The 20049-nt window shown below is 30.5% G+C and carries 13 protein-coding genes and 1 other RNA gene; 1 reads left to right on the top strand and 13 read right to left on the bottom strand.

Annotation, left to right across the window (positions count from 1 at the left end):
- Positions 1–24 precede the first annotated feature (24 nt).
- The 13 genes from CHB63_RS02850 to CHB63_RS02790 form a co-directional block, all read right to left on the bottom strand.
- Positions 25–2424 carry a glycoside hydrolase family 31 protein gene (locus CHB63_RS02850; protein WP_089376909.1) on the bottom strand — a complete coding sequence of 800 codons (2400 nt, stop codon included), beginning with the start codon at positions 2422–2424 and terminating at the stop codon, positions 25–27.
- A gap of 137 nt (positions 2425–2561) precedes the next feature.
- Complete coding sequence (gene glgB / locus CHB63_RS02845) at positions 2562–4469, bottom strand: 1,4-alpha-glucan branching protein GlgB (RefSeq protein ID WP_089376908.1); 1908 nt, start codon at positions 4467–4469, stop codon at positions 2562–2564.
- A gap of 10 nt (positions 4470–4479) precedes the next feature.
- Positions 4480–5742 carry a glucose-1-phosphate adenylyltransferase gene (locus CHB63_RS02840; RefSeq protein ID WP_089376907.1) on the bottom strand — a complete coding sequence of 421 codons (1263 nt, stop codon included), beginning with the start codon at positions 5740–5742 and terminating at the stop codon, positions 4480–4482.
- 6 nt (positions 5743–5748) lie between these two features.
- Positions 5749–7155, bottom strand: a complete 1407-nt coding sequence (locus CHB63_RS02835; protein ID WP_089376906.1) for a glycogen synthase — start codon at positions 7153–7155, stop codon at positions 5749–5751.
- 209 nt (positions 7156–7364) lie between these two features.
- On the bottom strand, positions 7365–9629 hold the full coding sequence (locus tag CHB63_RS02830; RefSeq protein WP_089376905.1) for an aconitate hydratase: 2265 nt from the start codon (positions 9627–9629) through the stop codon (positions 7365–7367).
- A gap of 178 nt (positions 9630–9807) precedes the next feature.
- Positions 9808–10108: RNase P RNA component class A (rnpB, locus tag CHB63_RS02825), an RNA gene on the bottom strand.
- 163 nt (positions 10109–10271) lie between these two features.
- On the bottom strand, positions 10272–11411 hold the full coding sequence (gene dnaJ, locus CHB63_RS02820; protein ID WP_089376904.1) for a molecular chaperone DnaJ: 1140 nt from the start codon (positions 11409–11411) through the stop codon (positions 10272–10274).
- Positions 11412–11421: 10 nt separating this feature from the next.
- Positions 11422–11949 (bottom strand): nucleotide exchange factor GrpE, encoded by a 528-nt coding sequence (locus CHB63_RS02815; RefSeq protein WP_089376903.1) that lies wholly within the window; start codon positions 11947–11949, stop codon positions 11422–11424.
- Between the two features lie 126 nt (positions 11950–12075).
- Complete coding sequence (gene murA, locus CHB63_RS02810) at positions 12076–13383, bottom strand: UDP-N-acetylglucosamine 1-carboxyvinyltransferase (protein WP_089376902.1); 1308 nt, start codon at positions 13381–13383, stop codon at positions 12076–12078.
- Between the two features lie 2 nt (positions 13384–13385).
- Positions 13386–14039 (bottom strand): DUF4290 domain-containing protein, encoded by a 654-nt coding sequence (locus CHB63_RS02805; protein WP_089376901.1) that lies wholly within the window; start codon positions 14037–14039, stop codon positions 13386–13388.
- Positions 14040–14102: 63 nt separating this feature from the next.
- Positions 14103–16430, bottom strand: coding sequence for an ATP-dependent helicase (locus CHB63_RS02800; RefSeq protein ID WP_089376900.1), 2328 nt, complete (start codon positions 16428–16430; stop codon positions 14103–14105).
- Positions 16431–16497: 67 nt separating this feature from the next.
- The gene (locus tag CHB63_RS02795; RefSeq protein ID WP_089376899.1) at positions 16498–17724 is read right to left on the bottom strand and encodes a hypothetical protein; all 1227 of its coding nucleotides are present in this window, start codon (positions 17722–17724) and stop codon (positions 16498–16500) included.
- A gap of 112 nt (positions 17725–17836) precedes the next feature.
- Positions 17837–19213: an OmpP1/FadL family transporter gene (locus CHB63_RS02790; RefSeq protein ID WP_089376898.1), complete on the bottom strand. Its 1377-nt coding sequence runs from the start codon at positions 19211–19213 to the stop codon at positions 17837–17839.
- Between the two features lie 270 nt (positions 19214–19483).
- Here CHB63_RS02790 and CHB63_RS02785 point away from each other — a divergent pair, with 270 nt between their 5' ends.
- The gene (locus CHB63_RS02785) at positions 19484–20005 is read left to right on the top strand and encodes a DUF7935 family protein (RefSeq protein WP_089376897.1); all 522 of its coding nucleotides are present in this window, start codon (positions 19484–19486) and stop codon (positions 20003–20005) included.
- Positions 20006–20049: the final 44 nt, after the last annotated feature.

The raw sequence follows: 20049 nt of genomic DNA, 5'->3' as shown, positions 1-20049 counted from the left end.
TTTTTATTCTATTTAAATAGAACTTTATTTTCTTTCAATATAAATCTCTCTAAATTCTTTTGTTACCACAAAAGTTACATCTCCATTAATTTTTGAAATATCTATTTTTTCATTATCAACTTCAATACTTTTAATTTTAAATGGTAATCCATGAATATTAATTTTAAAAGTATTGTAACTAGTGATGTATTTTCCAGATTTAAATTGCTGAATCGTTAAAGTATCTTTTTTACCAACTTGGTTAAAATTTCTTAAACTATATCTACCTTTTTTATAATCGTAACCATCATGATCATCTTCATAAACTTCAGAAGATTCTTTACCTTCTTTATAGTAAATATCCAGTTCTAATTCTTCTATTACTTTTTCACCAACGTATTGTTGAATTGGATATTTTGGTATTATTGCACCTTCTTTAACAAAAATAGGCATACTGTCTATATCCGCATCTACCCATTTTTCTTCACCTCCAATTACAACAGTATTATCCCAGAAGTTATACCATCTCCCTCTTGGAAAATACATTCTTCTACCTTTTGCATTTGCTTCAATTATTGGACAAACTAATATTTTTTCTCCAAAAATAAATTCATCATTTCTATAATGTGTATTTGTATCAGTCTGATCAAATAAAACCAATGATTTTAAAATTGGTATACCTTCTTCTGTATATCTCCAAAACGTTGTGTATAAATAAGGTAATAATTGATATCTTATTTCAATAAACTTTCTTACAATATCTGTTACAGTTGTACCAAATACCCATGGTTCCTGATCCCCATGATCACCAGATGAATGTACTCTGCAAAATGGATGAAATACACCCAATTGAATCCATCGAGTAAACAATTCTCCGTTTGGTTGTTCAGCAAAACCTCCAATATCAGATCCTGCAAACGAGAATCCGGACATACACATTCTTTGTGCTTGTTGATTTGCTATAGATAAATGATCCCAGGTTGCAACGTTATCACCTGTCCAAGTAGATGTGTATCTTTGAGTACCCGAATATGCAGCTCTTGTAATTACAAATGGACGCTTTGGGTAGCTAAATTTCTTTAATCCATGGTATGTTGCTCTTGCCATTTGCATTCCATAAATATTATGTGCTTTTCTATGACTGCAAGGATTTCCATCATAATCATGACGAACATCGTCCGGAAAAGATTTACCTGGAACATCCATTACCGCGGGCTCATTCATATCATTCCAAACTCCCTTAACACCAATATCCTCAATCAATTCTCTAAATAATTCTGACCACCATTCTCTAACTTCTGGCTTTGTAAAATCTGGAAAATAACATTCCCCAGGCCAAACTTTACCTTTCATATAAGGTCCATCAGCACGTTTACAAAAATAATCTTTGCTCAATCCTTCCTTAAAAACATCATATTCATGGTCAATTTTAATTCCGGGATCAATAATAACTATTGTTTTAAAACCATCATCAGAAAGTTCTTTAACCATTCGTTTAGGATCTGGAAAATATTCTTTGTTCCAAGTAAAACATCTAAACCCTTCCATATAATCAATATCCAAATAAAGTGCATCACAAGGAATCTGTAATTCTCTAAATTTATTTGCAACTTCTTTTACCTTTGACTCTGGATAATAACTCCACTTGCATTGATGATACCCTAAGGCCCATAATGGTGGAATATTGTGCGGTCTACCTGTTAAATCTGTATAGTTAGAAACAACTTCAGTCATTTCAGGTCCATAAATAAAATAATAATTCATTTCACCACCTTCAGCCCAAAAACTTGTAATATTTCTTCTTTCATGACAAAAATCAAAATAAGTTCTAAAAGTATTATCAAAAAATACTCCATAAGACTTTCCGTGATGTATTGCAGTATAAAACGGAATGGCTTTATAAATAGGGTCTGTTCCTCTACCATAAGCATAAGAATCTGTAACCCAGTTTTGAAAACGTTTACCTTTTAAATTATTTTCAACAGGTTTATCACCTAAACCATAATAATTTTCACCTTGTTGAGATTTTAAAGACATTTTAACGATATCGCCTCCAAGCTCATAACTCTCTTCAAAATGAAAACCAAGTTCATCTTCACAAATTAATGAATTGTCTTTAACATCAAAAATAGATTTACGCATATCTAATTTTGAAATATGACAAATTAATTTTGATGTGGTGATTATATATTTTTCATCATCCTCAACAATTTCTAAATGATTAAATCCCTTACTTGCATACATTGTTATTGCATATGAAAAGTCTTTATCAAACATTCCTGTAGTACTATATCTAAATCGTAATACACTGTCTCGCTCAACTGTTAATTGAAGTACAACATTATTTTCACTCTTAAAATATAAAGTGTCTACGTTTTTTTTATAAAAAACTATTTTCGATGGAAATAAATTTCCTTTGTATTCTAATTCTGTATTTAAAATCATAAATTATGCTATTAAACGAAATGCAAACATACTAAATATTAGTATTCAATTACGATGCAATTAGCTAAAAAAGAGCCTATAATTTTAAATAAAATTTAAAATTATAGGCTCTTTTTATATTTAAAACTATTTGTATGCTATTTTACCTGAAAAATGTTAATACCTAACGGAGCTAAACTAATTTCGCCTGAATATTCTCTATTATTCCAGGTTTGTTTTTTTAAAGTTATTTGTTTTGAATTAGATATGCCACTTCCTCCATATTTTTTTGAATCACTATTAAAAACTTCTTTTAATTTTCCATTAGTTGGAAAACCTACTTTATATTTTTTTATAGTTGCAGGTGTAAAATTGCACACAACCAGTAAATTATTTACTGGATCATTTCCTTTTCTAATATAAGATATCACAGAATTTTCTGTATCTTCATAACTAATCCATTCAAACCCTTCTCCGCTAAATCCTTTTTCATAAAGTGCTGGTGTATCTCTATAAAATTTGTTCAACTCGGAAAAGTACAACTTCATATTTTTATGAGGTTCAAACTCTAATAAATTCCAATCTAAACTTTGCTGAAAATTCCATTCATTATATTGCCCAAATTCACTACCCATAAACAATAATTTGGTTCCAGGGTGTGTAAACATATAACCATATAAAAGTCTCAAATTTGCAAAACGCTGCCATTCATCTCCTGGCATTCGGCCTAATATGGAGTTTTTTCCATAAACAACTTCATCATGAGAAAGTGGTAGCATAAAATTTTCAGTAAATGCGTATGCTAAACTAAAAGTAATTTCATTTTGATGATACCTTCTATACATTGGGTCTTTTGCAAAATAATCTAACGTATCGTGCATCCAGCCCATCATCCATTTCATTCCAAAACCTAATCCACCCATAAAGGTTGGCTTCGACACCATAGGAAAAGCAGTTGATTCTTCTGCAATTGTTTGAACATCTGGAAATGACTTATAAACTTCCTCATTTAATTCTTTAAAAAAGCTAATTGCTGCTAAATTTTCATTTCCACCATAAATATTAGGTTCCCACTCTCCTTCTTCACGTGAATAATCTAAAAATAACATGGATGCAACTGCATCTACACGTAATCCATCGGCATGATATTGTTCTAACCAAAAAATAGCGTTACTTATTAAAAATGATCGAACCTCATTACGTTCATAATTAAAAATTAAACTTTTCCAATCTTGATGATATCCTTTCCGTTTATCTGGATGTTCATATAAACATGAACCATCAAAATAACCTAAACCATGCGCATCTTCTGGAAAATGAGAAGGTACCCAATCTAAAATAATTCCAATACCATTTTCATGTAGTTTATCAACTAAATACTTAAATTCATCTGGGTAACCAAAACGAGATGTTGGTGCAAAATAACCTGTTACTTGATATCCCCAAGAAGGATCATATGGGAATTCCATAATTGGCATAAATTCTACGTGTGTAAAATTCATTTCTTTTACATAATTAACCAATTCATCTCCTAATTCAAAATAAGATAAAAAACGATCTTCTGTTTCATGTCTTTTCCAAGAACCTAAGTGAACTTCATAAACTGAATATGGTGCATCTAAGGCATTATGACTCTTTCGAGTTTTCATCCAGTTTTTATCTTTCCATTGATAATTATCTTCCCAAACTATAGAAGCGGTTTTAGGATTATGCTCATATCTACGTGCATAAGGATCAGCCTTCTCTGAGATATACCCTTGATTATTTGAATGAATTTTATATTTGTAAACTGTTCCTTTTTCAACGTAAGGAATAAATCCTTCCCAAATTCCAGACGAATCCCATCTAACATTTAAACTAAATTCTCCATCTACCCAATGGTTAAAATCTCCAATAACTGAAACTTGATTTGCAGTTGGAGCCCAAACAGCAAAATATGTTCCTATAATGCCATTTACAGTAACTAAATGAGAACCAAACTTTTCATAAAGTCTATAATGCTTACCTCCTTTAAATAAATCTATATCAAAATCTGTAAACAGACTATACGGAATAACGTTTGCCATAAATTTTTAGTTATATTATAAATCCGTTAGGTATTACTGCTCCTTTTTTAATTACTACAATACCATCTCTTATTGCATAAGTATCAGTTTCCTGATCCTCTAAATGTTTACCTCCATTAATTCTAACATCATCTCCAACACAACAGTTTTTATCTAAAATTGCATTTTTTATAAAACAACGTTTACCAATTCCCATAGAAACTATTTTATCATCTAAAATTTCTTCTAGAGCTTGATAATAATCACTACCCATCATATAGGTATTTATAACAGTTGATTCTGAATCAATTTTAGAGCGAATACCAATCACAGAATGTTCAATTTTTCCTGCATTAATAATACAACCTTCTGCTATTACAGTTTTATCTAAATTAGTTCCCGAAACTTTTGTAGTTGGTAACATACGAGCTCTCGTATAAATTCGTCTTTCTTTACTGTACAAATCAAATTTTGGAAAATCATCTGTTAATCCTAAATTGGCTTCGAAAAATGAATCAATATTACCAATATCAGTCCAATAACCTTCAAATTGATGACTTACAACTTTTTGTTTCTCAATATTTTGAGGAATAATTTCTTTTCCAAAATCAATAGTACTATCGTCTTCCATTAAATCTTCTAACAATTTTCTATTAAAAATGTAAATACCCATAGAAGCTAGGTAATTTCTACCTTCAGATTTCATTTCATCACTTACTTCTGAACTCCACTCTGGTAATAAATTAGTTTCTGGTTTTTCTATAAAAGAAGTAATCTCATTTTTATCATTGGTTTTTAATATACCAAAAGAAGTAGCGTCTTTAGCATTAACTGGAATGGTAGCAATTGATATTGCTGCTTTTGCTTTTATGTGTGCCTTTACCATTACATTAAAATCCATTTGATATAGTTGGTCTCCCGATAATATTAACATATAATCATAATCCAATTCTTTAAAATGGTGCATACTTTGACGAACAGCATCTGCTGTTCCTTGAAACCAACCTTGGTTTCCAGGAGTTTGCTCTGCAGCTAATACATCCACAAAAGCAGAGCTAAAAAAACTAAAATGATATGTATTTTTAATATGTCTATTTAAAGATGCTGAATTAAACTGAGTTAACACAAACATTCTTTTAATATTAGAATTTATACAATTTGAAATAGGTATATCTACCAATCTATATTTTCCTGCAATAGGAACTGCTGGCTTAGATCTTGATTGAGTTAAAGGGTGCAATCTTGATCCTTGTCCACCTCCTAAAATAATTGCTAAAACTTTATTTCCTGACATATTTTTTTAATTTAAAGATTTATATAAATTGATGTATTCATTTGCTGAAGCATTCCAAGAATGGTCTATGCTCATTATTTGCTTTCTTAATTTTTTATATTCCGGTTGATTATTATAAAGCTCAACTCCCCTTTCAATTGCAATTGCAATATCTGAAACAGTTACCTCTTTATGACAAATACCAAATCCATTTTCTTCTGAAATATCGATTACAGTATCTTTTAACCCTCCAATACTTCTAACTATTGGAATGGTTCCATATCTTAAAGCATACATTTGATTTAAACCACAAGGTTCTACTCTTGATGGCATCAATAAAAAATCTGCTCCTGAATAAATTATATGTGATAAACTTTCATCATAGCCAATAAAAGCATTATATGTTCCAATGAATTCAGACTTTAGCTCGTCTAATTGCTCTTCAACATCTTTATTTCCTGAACCTAACAAAAGTATTGAAATATTTTTTGTTTCCAATGATTTTTTAAATACTTCCGGAAATAAATCCGAACCTTTTTCTCCAACCAATCTTCCTATAAAAGCAAAAAGCGGTTTTTCATTGTCTAAATTAAATTTTTCACACAACCATTTCTTATTTTCTTTACAACCTGACTGAACTGTATTTTGGTTATAATTTTTAACTAAATAATTATCGGTTTCAGGATTCCAAACTTCTATATCAATTCCATTTAAAATACCAACACACTTAGCACTTTCATGACTTAATAACCATTCTAAACCATTTGCATTACCTTTTAGCTCTTCCATATAACTGGGTGAAACAGTTGTAACTCGACTAGCGCATTTTATTGCAGCCGCTAATGGATTTATACTTCCACCCCAATCTAATAATCCAACATTATCAAAATCAAATTCTGGTATTAAAGATACTTTATCATGCGAGAACCAACCTTGGTATTGTGCATTATGAATTGTAAATACAGTAGGGATTTTATTTAATGCTTCATACTTTTTTGATTGTAACATCATAAACGGAGTTAAACCTGTATGATGATCGTGACAATGAACAAAAGTTGGTTTATTATCCCAACTTAAAAACCAATCCAAAGTTGCAATTTGAAAAGCTAAAAATCTTTCTGTATCATCATTTGAGTATACATAATTTTTAAATAAAAGTTCTGGTATATCAACCAGAAATAAATTAAAACCTAAATTATTTTTTTTCAGCGTTAAAATTCGATAATCAAATTCTTCCTTTCCTAATTTTAATTTTGATTCAAAAACTATTTCAAAATCATTTTCTTTTGTAAACTTATTATCATAAAAAGGCATAATTACCTGAGATAAAACATCTGCGCTATTTTGATATTTTGGTAGAGATCCTACCACATCTGCCAAACCACCAACCTTTGCAATTGGATAACATTCGGCACTAACATGTACTATATTCATATTTCGAATTTATGATAAAAAGTTACAAAAAATATATAAAACAAATTATATATTTACGAAATCGTTGGAATTTAATTTATTTTACCTTGTAATTCAATCCTTTATATTAAAAATATATAAATAAATTCACTCTCAATTACATATTAAACAAAAAAGAGACGTATAAATAGGTCTCTTTTTTGATGATTTATATAATAATCTAATCTTTTTTACTGAGCATTCTCCTTTTTAATAAGGTTTAATGCTGAACCTTCATTGTACCAATCTATTTGACTTTGGTTATAAGTATGATTTAATTTTATTACATCTTTTGATCCATCTGCGTGCACAATTTCTAAACTTAATTGTTTACCCGGTGCAAATTCATTTAGATCAATAAAGTTGAAAGTATCATCTTCCAAAATTAAATCATAGTCCGCTTCATTTGCAAACGTTAAACCTAACATTCCTTGTTTTTTCAAGTTTGTTTCATGGATACGAGCAAATGATTTTACAATAACTGCTGCAACACCTAAATGACGTGGTTCCATTGCTGCGTGTTCACGAGAAGATCCTTCTCCATAATTATGATCACCAACAACAATTGAATATATTCCAGCTGCTTTATAAGCTCTTGCTGTATCTGGAACCGCTCCAAATTCTCCAGTCAATTGATTTTTAACTTTATTTGTTGCTTTTCCATAGGCATTTACAGCACCAATTAAACAATTGTTTGAAATATTATCTAAATGACCACGGAATCGTAACCAAGGACCTGCCATAGAGATATGGTCTGTTGTACATTTTCCGAATGCTTTTATTAATAATTTTGCTCCTTTAATATCACTTCCTATTGGAGTAAATGGTGTAAGCAATTGTAATCTTTCTGAATCATCTCTAACAACCACATTAACTCCTGAACCATCTTCAATAGGTGCATCGTAACCAGCATCTTCAACAGCAAATCCTTTTGGAGGTAATTCCATTCCAGTAGGTTCTTCTAACATTACTTCTTCTCCATCTTGATTGATTAACTTATCAGTTAATGGATTAAAATCTAAACGCCCAGAAATTGCAACTGCAGCAACCATTTCTGGCGAAGCTACAAAGGCATGTGTGTTAGGATTTCCATCTGCTCTTTTAGAAAAATTACGATTAAATGAATGGATAATTGTATTTTTTTCTTGTTTATCAGCTCCTTCTCTAGCCCATTGTCCAATGCAAGGTCCACAAGCATTAGTAAAGATTTTAGCATTTAATTCTTCAAAAATATCTAACAATCCATCTCTATGTGCTGTATAACGCACTTGTTCCGATCCTGGATTTATACCAAATTCTGCTTTTGTAATTAATTTTTTATCAACGGCTTGTTTTGCAACAGAAGCTGCTCTTGATAAATCTTCATAAGATGAGTTTGTACAAGAACCAATCAAACCCCATTCAACTTTTAAAGGCCAGTCATTAGCTGTTGCTTTTTCAGTCATTTCTCCAACAACAGTAGCTAAATCTGGTGTAAACGGACCATTAATATGTGGTTTTAACTCATCTAAATTAATTTCAATAACTTGATCAAAATATTTTTCAGGATTCGCATAAACTTCATCATCTCCTGTTAAATATGAAGCAATTTTATTAGCTTCATCCGCAACTTCACTTCTGTCTGTTGAACGTAAATAACGCTCAATAGATGCATCATAACCAAAAGTAGAAGTTGTAGCTCCTATTTCAGCACCCATATTACAAATTGTACCTTTCCCAGTTGCCGACATTGATTTAGCTCCTTCACCAAAATATTCAACAATTGCACCAGTACCACCTTTTACAGTTAATATTCCTGCTACTTTTAAAATAACATCTTTAGGCGCCGACCAACCAGATAGTTTACCTGTTAATTTAATTCCTATTAATTTTGGAAATTTTAATTCCCAAGCCATTCCAGCCATTACATCCACTGCATCTGCTCCACCCACACCAATAGCAATCATACCAAGTCCACCTGCATTTACAGTGTGAGAATCAGTACCAATCATCATTCCTCCAGGAAATGCATAATTTTCTAATACTACTTGATGAATAATTCCTGCTCCTGGCTTCCAAAATCCAATTCCATATTTATTAGATACTGAAGCTAAAAAATTAAAAACTTCACTACTCGTATTTAAGGCATTTTGTAAATCCTTATCTGCTCCAATTTTAGCTTGGATTAAATGATCACAGTGAACTGTTGTAGGTACAGCAACTTTATTTTTACCCGCTTGCATAAATTGCAACAATGCCATTTGTGCAGTCGCATCTTGACAAGCAATACGATCCGGTGCAAAATCTACATAATCAACTCCTCGTTGATAAGGAGAAGTCGCTTTACCATCCCACAAGTGGTTGTATAATATTTTCTCAGCCAATGTTAAGGGTTTCCCAACTATTTTACGTGCAGCATCTACACGTTCAGCCATTCTTTCGTAAACACCTTTAATCATTTCAATATCAAATGCCATATCTATAATTTTTGTTTAGTTATTTTAATTCAGCGAAGGTACAAAAAATGATGTTTTGAATTAAAAAATTCCTAATGTCCAATGCATTTTTAAAGATATAAATATTAATAACAACAAATATTTTTAATAACATAAAAAACAGCTACGAAAACGTTGTAAATATTAAGAATATGATAAAAAAATAAGTAGGTCTGTAAGCCGGATTCTGTACTTTAAAAAGTTCTTATCATTTATCTAGACTATAAATTACTTTATAGTTCAAGCTGCCTACCCCTTGAAATAGAGCGAGTGACTCTAAAATTTCAATATACGTGGCATTTCACCGCATAGAGTTTACCTGGTTTCACTACAGCCGAACTGTACTTGCTTTCTGTTGCACTTGTCCTCAACTCACGTTGGACGGATGTTATCCGCTATGCTACTCTTTGGTGTCCGGACTTTCCTCTTTAATAAATTAAAGCGATAAGACGACCTACTTATTTTTTTTTGCAAAAATAGACTATTAAATTGTAAAAAAAAACCCACTCAAAATTTGAGTGGGAAAATTGCTATGAAAAAGAAAAAGTGTTATTAGATATTTCACTAATAACACTTCAAATATATATTAAAATTAATTATTATAATAATTAATTAACACTTTTTTTATGAAAACATGTCTTTTACTTTTTCAAAAAAAGATTTGTCAAACTTCGAAGGGTTTGGTGTAAAATTTTCATCATTCATCATTTTTTCAAAAAACTTTTTTTGCTCTTTTGAAAGGTTTTGCGGCGTCCATACGTTTATATGTACCAATAGATCCCCATTTCCATAATGATCTATACTTGGAAGTCCTTTACCTCTTAATCTTAATATTTTACCAGATTGAGTTCCTGGTTCAATCTTAATTTTAACCTTACCACTTACTGTATCAATATTTTTATCTATTCCTAAAACAGCTTCTGAATAATTAACGTACAAATCATAATGCAAATTTGTTCCTTCACGTTTTAAGGTATCATGTTTTATTTCTTCTATAACAACAATTAAATCCCCATCTACTGAATTATTTCCAGGGGCAGCATTTCCTTTACCATTTACCTTTAATTGAACACCTTCAGTAACACCTGCCGGTATTTTTATAGAAACTGTTTCTTCTTTTTGTTCTAAACCTTGTGCATCTGCATTTTTAGGTCTTTTATCCAATATTTCACCTGCTCCGTGACAAGTTGGACAAGTTGAAGCAGATTGCATACGCCCTAAAATAGTATTGGTAACACGCATTACCTGCCCATTTCCATTACAAGTAGTACACGTTTTAAATGTAGCTCCAGGTGCACTTACTTTCCTACGAACTTTAACTTTCTTTTCAACACCTTTTGCAATTTCTTCTAAAGTAAGTTTTACACGAATTCTAAGATTACTCCCTTTTACACGAGCTCTACCTCTAGATTGTCCACCACCAAAGCCACCAAAGCCGCCTCCGCCACCACCAAAAGCACCTCCAAAAATATCTCCAAACTGACTAAATATGTCATCCATATTCATTCCGCCACCGCCAAAACCGCCTGCGCCACCACCATTTTCAAATGCTGCATGACCATATTGATCGTATCTTGCTTTTTTATTCTCGTCGCTTAAAACTTCATATGCTTCAGCCGCTTTTTTAAAATTTTCTTCTGCTGTTTTATCTCCAGGATTTTTATCAGGATGGTATTTTATTGCCATCTTTCTATATCCCTTTTTTATTTCTGCTGGAGTTGCATTTTTTGAAATGCCTAATATTTCGTAAAAATCTTGCTTCATTTTATAATTATTATTGTCCTACAACTACTCTAGGATACCTGATTACTTTATCACCTAATTTATATCCTTGTTCTATAACATCAATAATTTTCCCTTTTAAAGCCTCCGTTGGAGCTGGAATTTGTGTAATAGCTTCGTGTAATTCCACATCAAAAGTTTCACCATTTTTTACTTCAATATGACTTAAACCTTTTTGAGTTAAAGAATTGTAAAACTTATTTTTTATAAGTTCCATTCCTTTCAATAGCTCTTTGTCATCTGCTTTTTTCATTTCAGATAGACCTCTGTCAAAATCATCTAATATTGGTAATAAGGCTGTCATTAATTCCTCGTTGGCAGTTCTAAATAACTCTATACGTTCCTTTGAGGTACGCTTTTTGTAATTTTCAAATTCTGCAAATAACCTTAAAAATTTATCTTTTTCTTGAACAACTTCAACTTTTAATTGCTCTTCTACACTAATTTCATTCGTTTCTTGCTGAACTGATTCTTTATCTTTTAATTCTTTTTCTTCCTTTGAATCTTTCTTTTTACCCATAATTTTTCTCTAAAAAATTTTTCAGTTTAATAATCAGCAAAAGTATTGCCATTTTTTGAATTATGCCAATATGACATCAATAAAAAATCCCGCATTAAGCGGGATTTTTAAAATTTTGAATATTCGTTATTCAACTCTTGTAATTTTTGCTCCAATTGCTTGTAAGCGCGTATCTATATTTTGATAACCTCTATCAATTTGTTCAATATTATGAATAGTACTGGTACCTTTAGCAGAAAGTGCCGCAATTAATAATGAAATACCCGCTCTAATATCAGGTGAAGTCATAACCGTTGCTTTTAAACTAGATTCATGATTCATTCCAATTACTGTAGCTCTATGTGGATCACAAAGAATTACTTTTGCACCCATATCTATTAATTTATCTACAAAGAACAAACGGCTTTCAAACATTTTTTGGTGTATTAATACACTTCCTTTTGCCTGTGTAGCAACAACCAATATAATACTTAATAAATCGGGTGTAAAACCAGGCCAAGGCGCATCAGAAATTGTTAAAATTGAACCGTCAATAAAATTTTGAATTTCATAACTTTTTTGTTCCGGAATAAAAATATCATCACCTCTTCTTTCTAATTTAATACCTATCTTTTGAAATACACGAGGAATTAAACCTAAATCATTCCAACTAACATTCTTAATTGTTATAGAAGATTTTGTCATTGCAGCCATACCAATCCAGCTACCGATTTCAACCATATCTGGTAAAATTCTATGTTCGCATCCTCCTAATATCTCAACTCCTTCAATAACAAGTAAATTAGAACCCACTCCACTTATTTTTGCGCCCATACTATTTAGCATTTTACACAATTGCTGTAAGTAAGGTTCACAAGCCGCATTGTAAATTGAAGTTTTACCTTTAGCCATAACAGCTGCCATCACAATATTAGCTGTACCTGTTACAGAAGCCTCATCTAAAAGCATATCAGTTCCTGTTAAAAAATCAGCCTCAACTCCGTAAAATTTTTCGTCTTTATTATATCTAAAAGAAGCACCAAGCTTTATAAATCCTTCAAAATGAGTATCTAAACGTCTTCGCCCAATTTTATCACCACCAGGTCTCGGAATATAACCTTTTCCAAAACGTGCTAATAATGGACCAACAATCATAATAGAACCTCTTAGTGAACTACCATCTTGTTTAAATTGCTCTGATTCTAAGTATTTTAAATTTAAATCATCCGATTGAAAAGTATAAGTATCTCCATTAACCTTTTCAATTTTAACTCCTAATTTGCCTAAAATGTAGATAAGTTTATTTACATCTCTTATATCAGGAATATTACTAATTGTAATTTTTTCTGCTGTTAAAAGAACTGCACAAATAACCTGTAAAGCTTCATTCTTAGCTCCTTGAGGAATAATTTCTCCACTAAGTTTATGACCTCCTTCAATTACAAATGTTGCCATTATTAATTAGATTTATAATTTTTCTTTTTATAATCTTGTCTGGATTTACCAGATGCTTTATGTGAAGATTTTGCAGTAGGTTTTCTTTTACGTAATAATTCTTTTATTTCTGATAACTTTTCGCCCTTATCAGACAAATCAATTTTCCCACCAGACAAATCAATTAAATGTTTAAAAATGACAGCATCATCTACTGTATCTTTATTCCAGTTTAAATAGCATTTTTTCATGTGATTAGCAATTGCATAATACAATGCCTCTCTTGCCTCATTTTCTTCCCAAGTTAAAGCAACATCAATCATCGTTTGAATATTGTTTCCATAAAATCTATATTTTGATGCAGATTTAGGATATGCTAAAGGTTCTGGTTTTGCTTGTAATTCTTCTCTTACTGGTTTTTCATAAGGGGAGTCAACTTCCAATTTAAAATCGGACATTATAAAAATTTGATCCCATAATTTATGTTTAAAATCTGGTACATCACGTAAATGAGGCTGTAAATTCCCCATTACATCAACAATTGCTCTTGCCATTTTATTACGCTCTTCAACATCTTCTATTGCTATGCAGTGATCAACTAATTTTTGAATATGTCTACCATATTCTGGTATAATTAAATGAGGTCTTTCACCGTTGTATTCTAAATCAAATTCCATGTATCTTTTCTTCTTTTTAATTTATGCAAATTACAATATAAATATTGGTTTTACAATGTTATTTTAGCTAATAATTGAAAGCTTAGCAAACTGTAACAACAGCTTTTTAACACCAACACTTGCAAATCTTATTTCTGCTTTTTGGTTTGCTCCAGAGCCTTCTAAACTAATAACCTCTCCTTTTCCAAACTTTGTATGATTTACAACGTTTCCAACAACTATATTATTGTCGAACAAGTTGCTATTTGTAGCCGAAGTCTTAGAAACTTTTTTTAAGTTTTTTGGCGGTTGAAATTCAATTTTTGGAGCTGTGCTTTTCTTAATTGGAGTGCGTTGAATTGGCTTTTTAAATCGTATCTTATTTTGAGGAACACTTCCAAAAATATCTTCGTTAATAAACTTATTTTGTATAGGCTCCGGAGCCTTAACAGTTAAATACTCCAAATATTTTTCATCTATTTCCTGTAAAAATCTACTAGGTTCACAATCTACTAATTTTCCCCAGCGATATCTATTTTGAGAATAACATAAATAGGCTTGTTTTTCTGCTCTTGTTAATGCAACATAAAACAATCTACGCTCCTCCTCTAATTCACTTCTTGTATTCATACTCATTGCTGATGGAAATAAATTTTCCTCTAAACCAACAATATAAACATACGGAAATTCCAATCCTTTTGCCAGGTGAATTGTCATTAATGAAACTTTTGGAGAATCATCTTTTGCTTTTTTATCTAAATCCGATGCTAAAGCTGCATCTTCTAAAAAGAAGGCTAAAGAATCGTCTTCTTCTTTCTCTTTCTGCTCTTCAGTAAAATTTTTAATTGCGTTTAATAATTCCTGAATATTTTCAACTTTACTAACTCCTTCCGGAGTTCCATCTTTTTCAATTTCCTGAACTATTCTTGTTTGTTTTACAACAAAATCTGTTACATCAAAAGCATTTTTAGATTGCGCTTCAATTTGAAAATGTTTTATCATTGTAACAAAGTTTATCAACTTTGTTTTTGTTCCTGAATTTAAATTTAGATCAATTTTATTTAAACTACAAAGCAGCTCAAAAATTGATTTTTTATAATGATTTGCGGCAACAGATAATTTATCAAGTGTAGTTGCTCCTATTCCTCTTGCAGGGTAATTTATTACACGTTTTAAAGCCTCCTCATCATTAGGGTTAATCAATAATCTTAAATAGGATAAGATATCTTTAATTTCCTTACGTTGATAAAATGAAAGTCCACCATAAATAACATAATCAATATCCTTCTCACGTAAAGCATCTTCAATGGCTCTTGACTGCGCATTTGTACGATATAAAACGGCAAATTCAGAATTTTGAAGCTGCAAATTCATTTTATTATCAAAAATTGAATTCGCAACAAATCGACCTTCTTTTACTTCCGTAACAGTTCGCATCACTTTTACTTTGGAACCTTCACTATTATCTGTCCAAACTTCTTTATCTAGTTTTGTTTTATTTTTTTCAATAACACTATTAGCTGCTTCAACAATATTTTTACTTGACCTATAATTTTGTTCTAATTTGAAAATTTTAACATCATCATAATTCTTCTGAAAATTTAAAATATTTTGAATATTAGCCCCTCTAAATGCATAAATACTTTGTGAATCATCACCTACCACGCAAATATTTTGAAAACGATCTGCCAATGCTCTAACTATTAAATATTGAGAATGGTTGGTATCTTGATACTCGTCAACCAAAATATATTTAAACCTATCTTGATATTTTGCTAAAACTTCTGGAAAACGTGTTAATAATTCGTTAGTTCTAAGCAATAAATCATCAAAATCCATTGCTCCTGCTTTAAAACAACGCTCTACATATTGATGATAAATTTCACCCATTTTTGGCTGTCTCGCCATTTTATCAGCTTCCTTCAACTCTGGATCGTTATAATAAGCCTTAACCGTAATTAAACTATTTTTAAAAGAAGAAATTCTACTTAAAACCTTTTTAGCCTTATAAATTTCTTTATCCAATGCCATTTCTTTTATAATGGAAGAAATCAGGCGAACGGAATCCTGAGTATCATAAATTGTAAAGTTTGAAGGAAAACCTAAATGATGACCTTCAGAACGTAAAATTCTTGCAAAAACAGAATGAAAAGTTCCCATCCATAAGTTTTTTGCTTCAGAATAACCAACAACAGTACCAATACGATCTTTCATTTCTCGTGCGGCTTTGTTGGTAAATGTGAGCGATAAAATATTAAATGGATCAATTCCTTGATTCATTAAATGCGCAATTCTATAGGTTAAAACTCGCGTTTTACCTGAACCAGCACCAGCAATTATTATCATTGGACCGTCTTTATGTACAACGGCTTCTCTTTGAGATTCGTTAAGGTTTTCTAAGTAATTATTCACAGGAAATCTTTAAAATTCAAATGTACTATTACATGTTTAGTTTGGCAATAAAAGTTATTGACAATGTTTATTTTATAATATTTCGTTGTTTTATAAACTGACTACTAAAAATAAAAATCAATCCTACAACAATAAGAAAACTAACCGCTAATAGCAACTGATTGTAATAATTGATAGCTTTTAATTGCAGCAATATTAAAAATCCTTGTGAAAATAACAGCAATTCTGTAAATAAAACTCCTAAAAGGAATAAACCTATTCCTATTTTTGAACTTAGTTTTTTAAAGCTAATAATTTTTAGTTGATTTAAAATTAATAGAATAAAAACACTCATAAATGCCAACGTAAATAAATGTAAATATCCAATGATAAAAAATGGCTTTAATGCCAATGATTTTGAAACAAAATAAGGTAATGATGATGCCAATTGAGCAACTATTTTTAATGCATACGCCACCATTGAATATTTCAACAGTAACTTTGAAATATAATTCCATTGAAGTTGCACATAGGCTTGTTTTAAAATTCTAAATAAAATTACTAATGAAATTAATTGCAATATTGCTGCAAAAAATCCAACACTATTAAAAGCTAAATTGTTAGTACTCCATAACACTGAAAGCACATAAGCCGGTATACAAGCTACATTTAAATATATAAAAAAGTTCTTTTTAAGTCTTTCTGAAATTATTATCTCTTGATTTTCTAAAATTTTAAATAAAATACCAAACAAAACAAATACAAAAAAACCATTGTATAAAAAATGTAAATAAAAATAAACCGTATTATAATACAATTCCGTTTTACCTTGAGTTATAATAACAAATGCTAAAAACCAAGTTGCTAAACTCGAAATTAAATAATAATAAACACCAAATCTGATTAATTTATGTGAAGTACTTATTCCTGATATATCTTTCAATAACCTAAAGGATAACACATATGAAACTACTCCAAATATAGAAAGAAGCGCAATAGAAAAAACTTTATATCCACTTGCTATAAAACTAATTAACATTAAAAAAATGGTAATGATAATTGTAATAATTGTTATATTATATATGTTGTTTTTTTGTTTTTCTTTTGTTATAAATAAACACAAAAGAATTCCAATAAGGGCTAAGTAACCCCAACCTAAAAAAGCCACATGTGAGTGCCCTTGTAATAAATTTTTATACGAAATAATTTTAGTTGGAAAGGCAAAGTTCCATCTCAACAACAAACCATATATTGCAGATATTACAAATAATAATAGTGAATATAAAATAAGTGATTTATTCCTTTTAATTAGCATTTGTAAAATTTTGGTTTACAAATAAACAAGAATTAATTTGTTAATTTTAATATATAGCACAAAAAAACGACTTCCTAAGAAGCCGTTTTTAAATTAACTTGTGATTGTATTACTATTTTGTAAATGTATATGAAACTCCAAACATTATCATACTAGTTGTCATTTCGTAACCAACTTTAGAACCTGGGATAATACCAAGTGGGTTTGTAGTCGCATTCCAAGGACCTCCCATAACATCAGGAGTTGGATCTAACAATGTTCCTTCAGTTTTCCCATCACTAGAGCCGTAATGATATACGCCGTTTAAGGTAAAGTTTTCACTAAATTCATATCCAAAACCTAATTGAAATGCATTTGCAATTACTGCTGTTGCTGGTGTAGAGAAAAATGCCAATTCGTCTTCAATAGGGTTGCTACTATAAGTATAACCAACTCTTAAAGGCATTTTTTCAATTCCTTTATATTGTAAACCAACTGAAATTATATTGATGTTTTTCCAACCAAAACCTTTAACCGCACCTGAAGGGAAACCATTATCAGCAATCACCCAACCTTTTTCAGAAAAACCATCAGTGTTTTCATAATCTACCATTCTATAATCCAATGCAAAATCTATTGTTTCGTTAGAATAACCAGTACCAAATGATAATATTGCTGGATAATCCATATTAAATGAAGCATCAGGAGCTGATGATCCATCTAAATAAGTGTTTTTAAATTCTAAATCACCAAATGATTGTGTTGTTTTATATGAAGCTCCTAATTTAAATCCTCCATCAGATTCATAAAATAAACCAACTTGTGCTCCAAAACCTAATGCACTCGCTTTATCACTTACTGGATAACCTAATGTTTGACTTGGAGAAGCTATTGGGTTTGGTGCTAATTCCAACGCTGCATAATTAAATGTTGGCTGCACTCCTATTGAGAAATTCTCAGAAATTTCATAAGCCCAAGTAAATCCTACTTGTAACAACATATAATCTGATTCAAGATGACCAAAACCTCCTGCCATTTGAGGGAAATTAATAGGATTAACAGGTGAATTTTGATCAAAACTTGGATTTGGATTTCCCATTCTATCTTGTGGGTAGTTAATATTTTCTGGAAATGTTACACCAAAACCACTAATACCAAAAGCAGAAGCTCCAAAAGTATGTTTGCTATCTTCTTTACCCCAAACCATTGCCAATGCAGGCATAGGAGATACTCCTCTATCATCCTCAGTCACACCAGAAAGCGGACCATAAGTTGAAGATAATTCTGGAGAAGAAAAGAACAACCCTAAATCAAAATTCATTATTTTATTATCAAAAGTTGAGATAGATGCTGGATTCCATTGTAGAGCTCCACTTATATCTATTGGTTGCGCTGTAGAAGCCCCACCCATTGACATATTAACCGCACCAACACCTTGCATAATGTGTCCTGCTTGAGCAAAAGTTGCAGTTGTAAATAATAGAACTGCCAATTTTAGTAAATTTTTCATAATTTAATATTTGTTTAATATTCCTTGTTATGTAACATTTATTGCTTTAAATATAATTATTATACAATTGTTACACAACAAAATTAGAAAGATTCGTACCTACTAACACTGACAATTATCATAATTTTTCATTTAGAATGTAACAACTGTTACACTCTAAAATGATCAGATTTTATTCAAAAAAATTTAGCAATAAAATAATTTATAATTATTAAATCATAATTGTATGTTATTATAACAATGTCTATTTTTGAAATGAAATAAAACATTATGGAAATAAATAGAATTATTGATTTATTGAGTTATACTATACCAACAATTGTTACTGGATTTGTGGCCTATTATTTTTTTAAAAATTATACTGCTTCTGAAGTACGGAAATTAAAGATTACATTGCTAAAAGAGAATCAAAAGCATTCTTTACCTATAAGATTACAAGCATACGAAAGAATGACGTTGTTTTTAGAACGAATGAATCCTTCTAATTTATTGCTACGGGTTACTTCAATAAATAATGATAAAGATGCTTATTTACAAAGCTTAATAAATACAATTGAACAAGAGTTTGAACATAATTTATCACAACAAATTTATATCTCAGATAAATGCTGGAATGTTATAATTGCATCAAAAAATGCAACTATGCAAATTATTAAAAATACAGCTGATGATTCCATAATTACAAATGCTCAAGAATTGCGAGAGGCAATATTAAAGAGAATGTTAAATACTTCTCCTCCATCTACAACTGCTCTTTCATTTATAAAAAATGAAGTGAAAAGTTTTATGTAAAAAAAATGTCATTCTAAATGTTGTTAAAAAATCTATCTAAAATT

Source organism: Lutibacter flavus (assembly GCF_900188355.1).
Lineage (GTDB): Bacteria > Bacteroidota > Bacteroidia > Flavobacteriales > Flavobacteriaceae > Lutibacter > Lutibacter flavus.
This window is presented reverse-complemented; position numbering and strand designations above follow the sequence as displayed.

Excerpts from the sequence above, each read along its gene's own strand:
- CHB63_RS02850 (WP_089376909.1), bottom strand. The coding sequence starts at position 2,424 with ATGATTTTAAATACAGAATTAGAATACAAAGGAAATTTATTTCCATCG.
- glgB (WP_089376908.1), bottom strand. The coding sequence starts at position 4,469 with ATGGCAAACGTTATTCCGTATAGTCTGTTTACAGATTTTGATATAGAT.
- CHB63_RS02840 (WP_089376907.1), bottom strand. The coding sequence starts at position 5,742 with ATGTCAGGAAATAAAGTTTTAGCAATTATTTTAGGAGGTGGACAAGGA.
- CHB63_RS02835 (WP_089376906.1), bottom strand. The coding sequence starts at position 7,155 with ATGAATATAGTACATGTTAGTGCCGAATGTTATCCAATTGCAAAGGTT.
- CHB63_RS02830 (WP_089376905.1), bottom strand. The coding sequence starts at position 9,629 with ATGGCATTTGATATTGAAATGATTAAAGGTGTTTACGAAAGAATGGCT.
- dnaJ (WP_089376904.1), bottom strand. The coding sequence starts at position 11,411 with ATGAAGCAAGATTTTTACGAAATATTAGGCATTTCAAAAAATGCAACT.
- CHB63_RS02815 (WP_089376903.1), bottom strand. The coding sequence starts at position 11,949 with ATGGGTAAAAAGAAAGATTCAAAGGAAGAAAAAGAATTAAAAGATAAA.
- murA (WP_089376902.1), bottom strand. The coding sequence starts at position 13,383 with ATGGCAACATTTGTAATTGAAGGAGGTCATAAACTTAGTGGAGAAATT.
- CHB63_RS02805 (WP_089376901.1), bottom strand. The coding sequence starts at position 14,039 with ATGGAATTTGATTTAGAATACAACGGTGAAAGACCTCATTTAATTATA.
- CHB63_RS02795 (WP_089376899.1), bottom strand. The coding sequence starts at position 17,724 with ATGCTAATTAAAAGGAATAAATCACTTATTTTATATTCACTATTATTA.
- CHB63_RS02790 (WP_089376898.1), bottom strand. The coding sequence starts at position 19,213 with ATGAAAAATTTACTAAAATTGGCAGTTCTATTATTTACAACTGCAACT.
- CHB63_RS02785 (WP_089376897.1), top strand. The coding sequence starts at position 19,484 with ATGGAAATAAATAGAATTATTGATTTATTGAGTTATACTATACCAACA.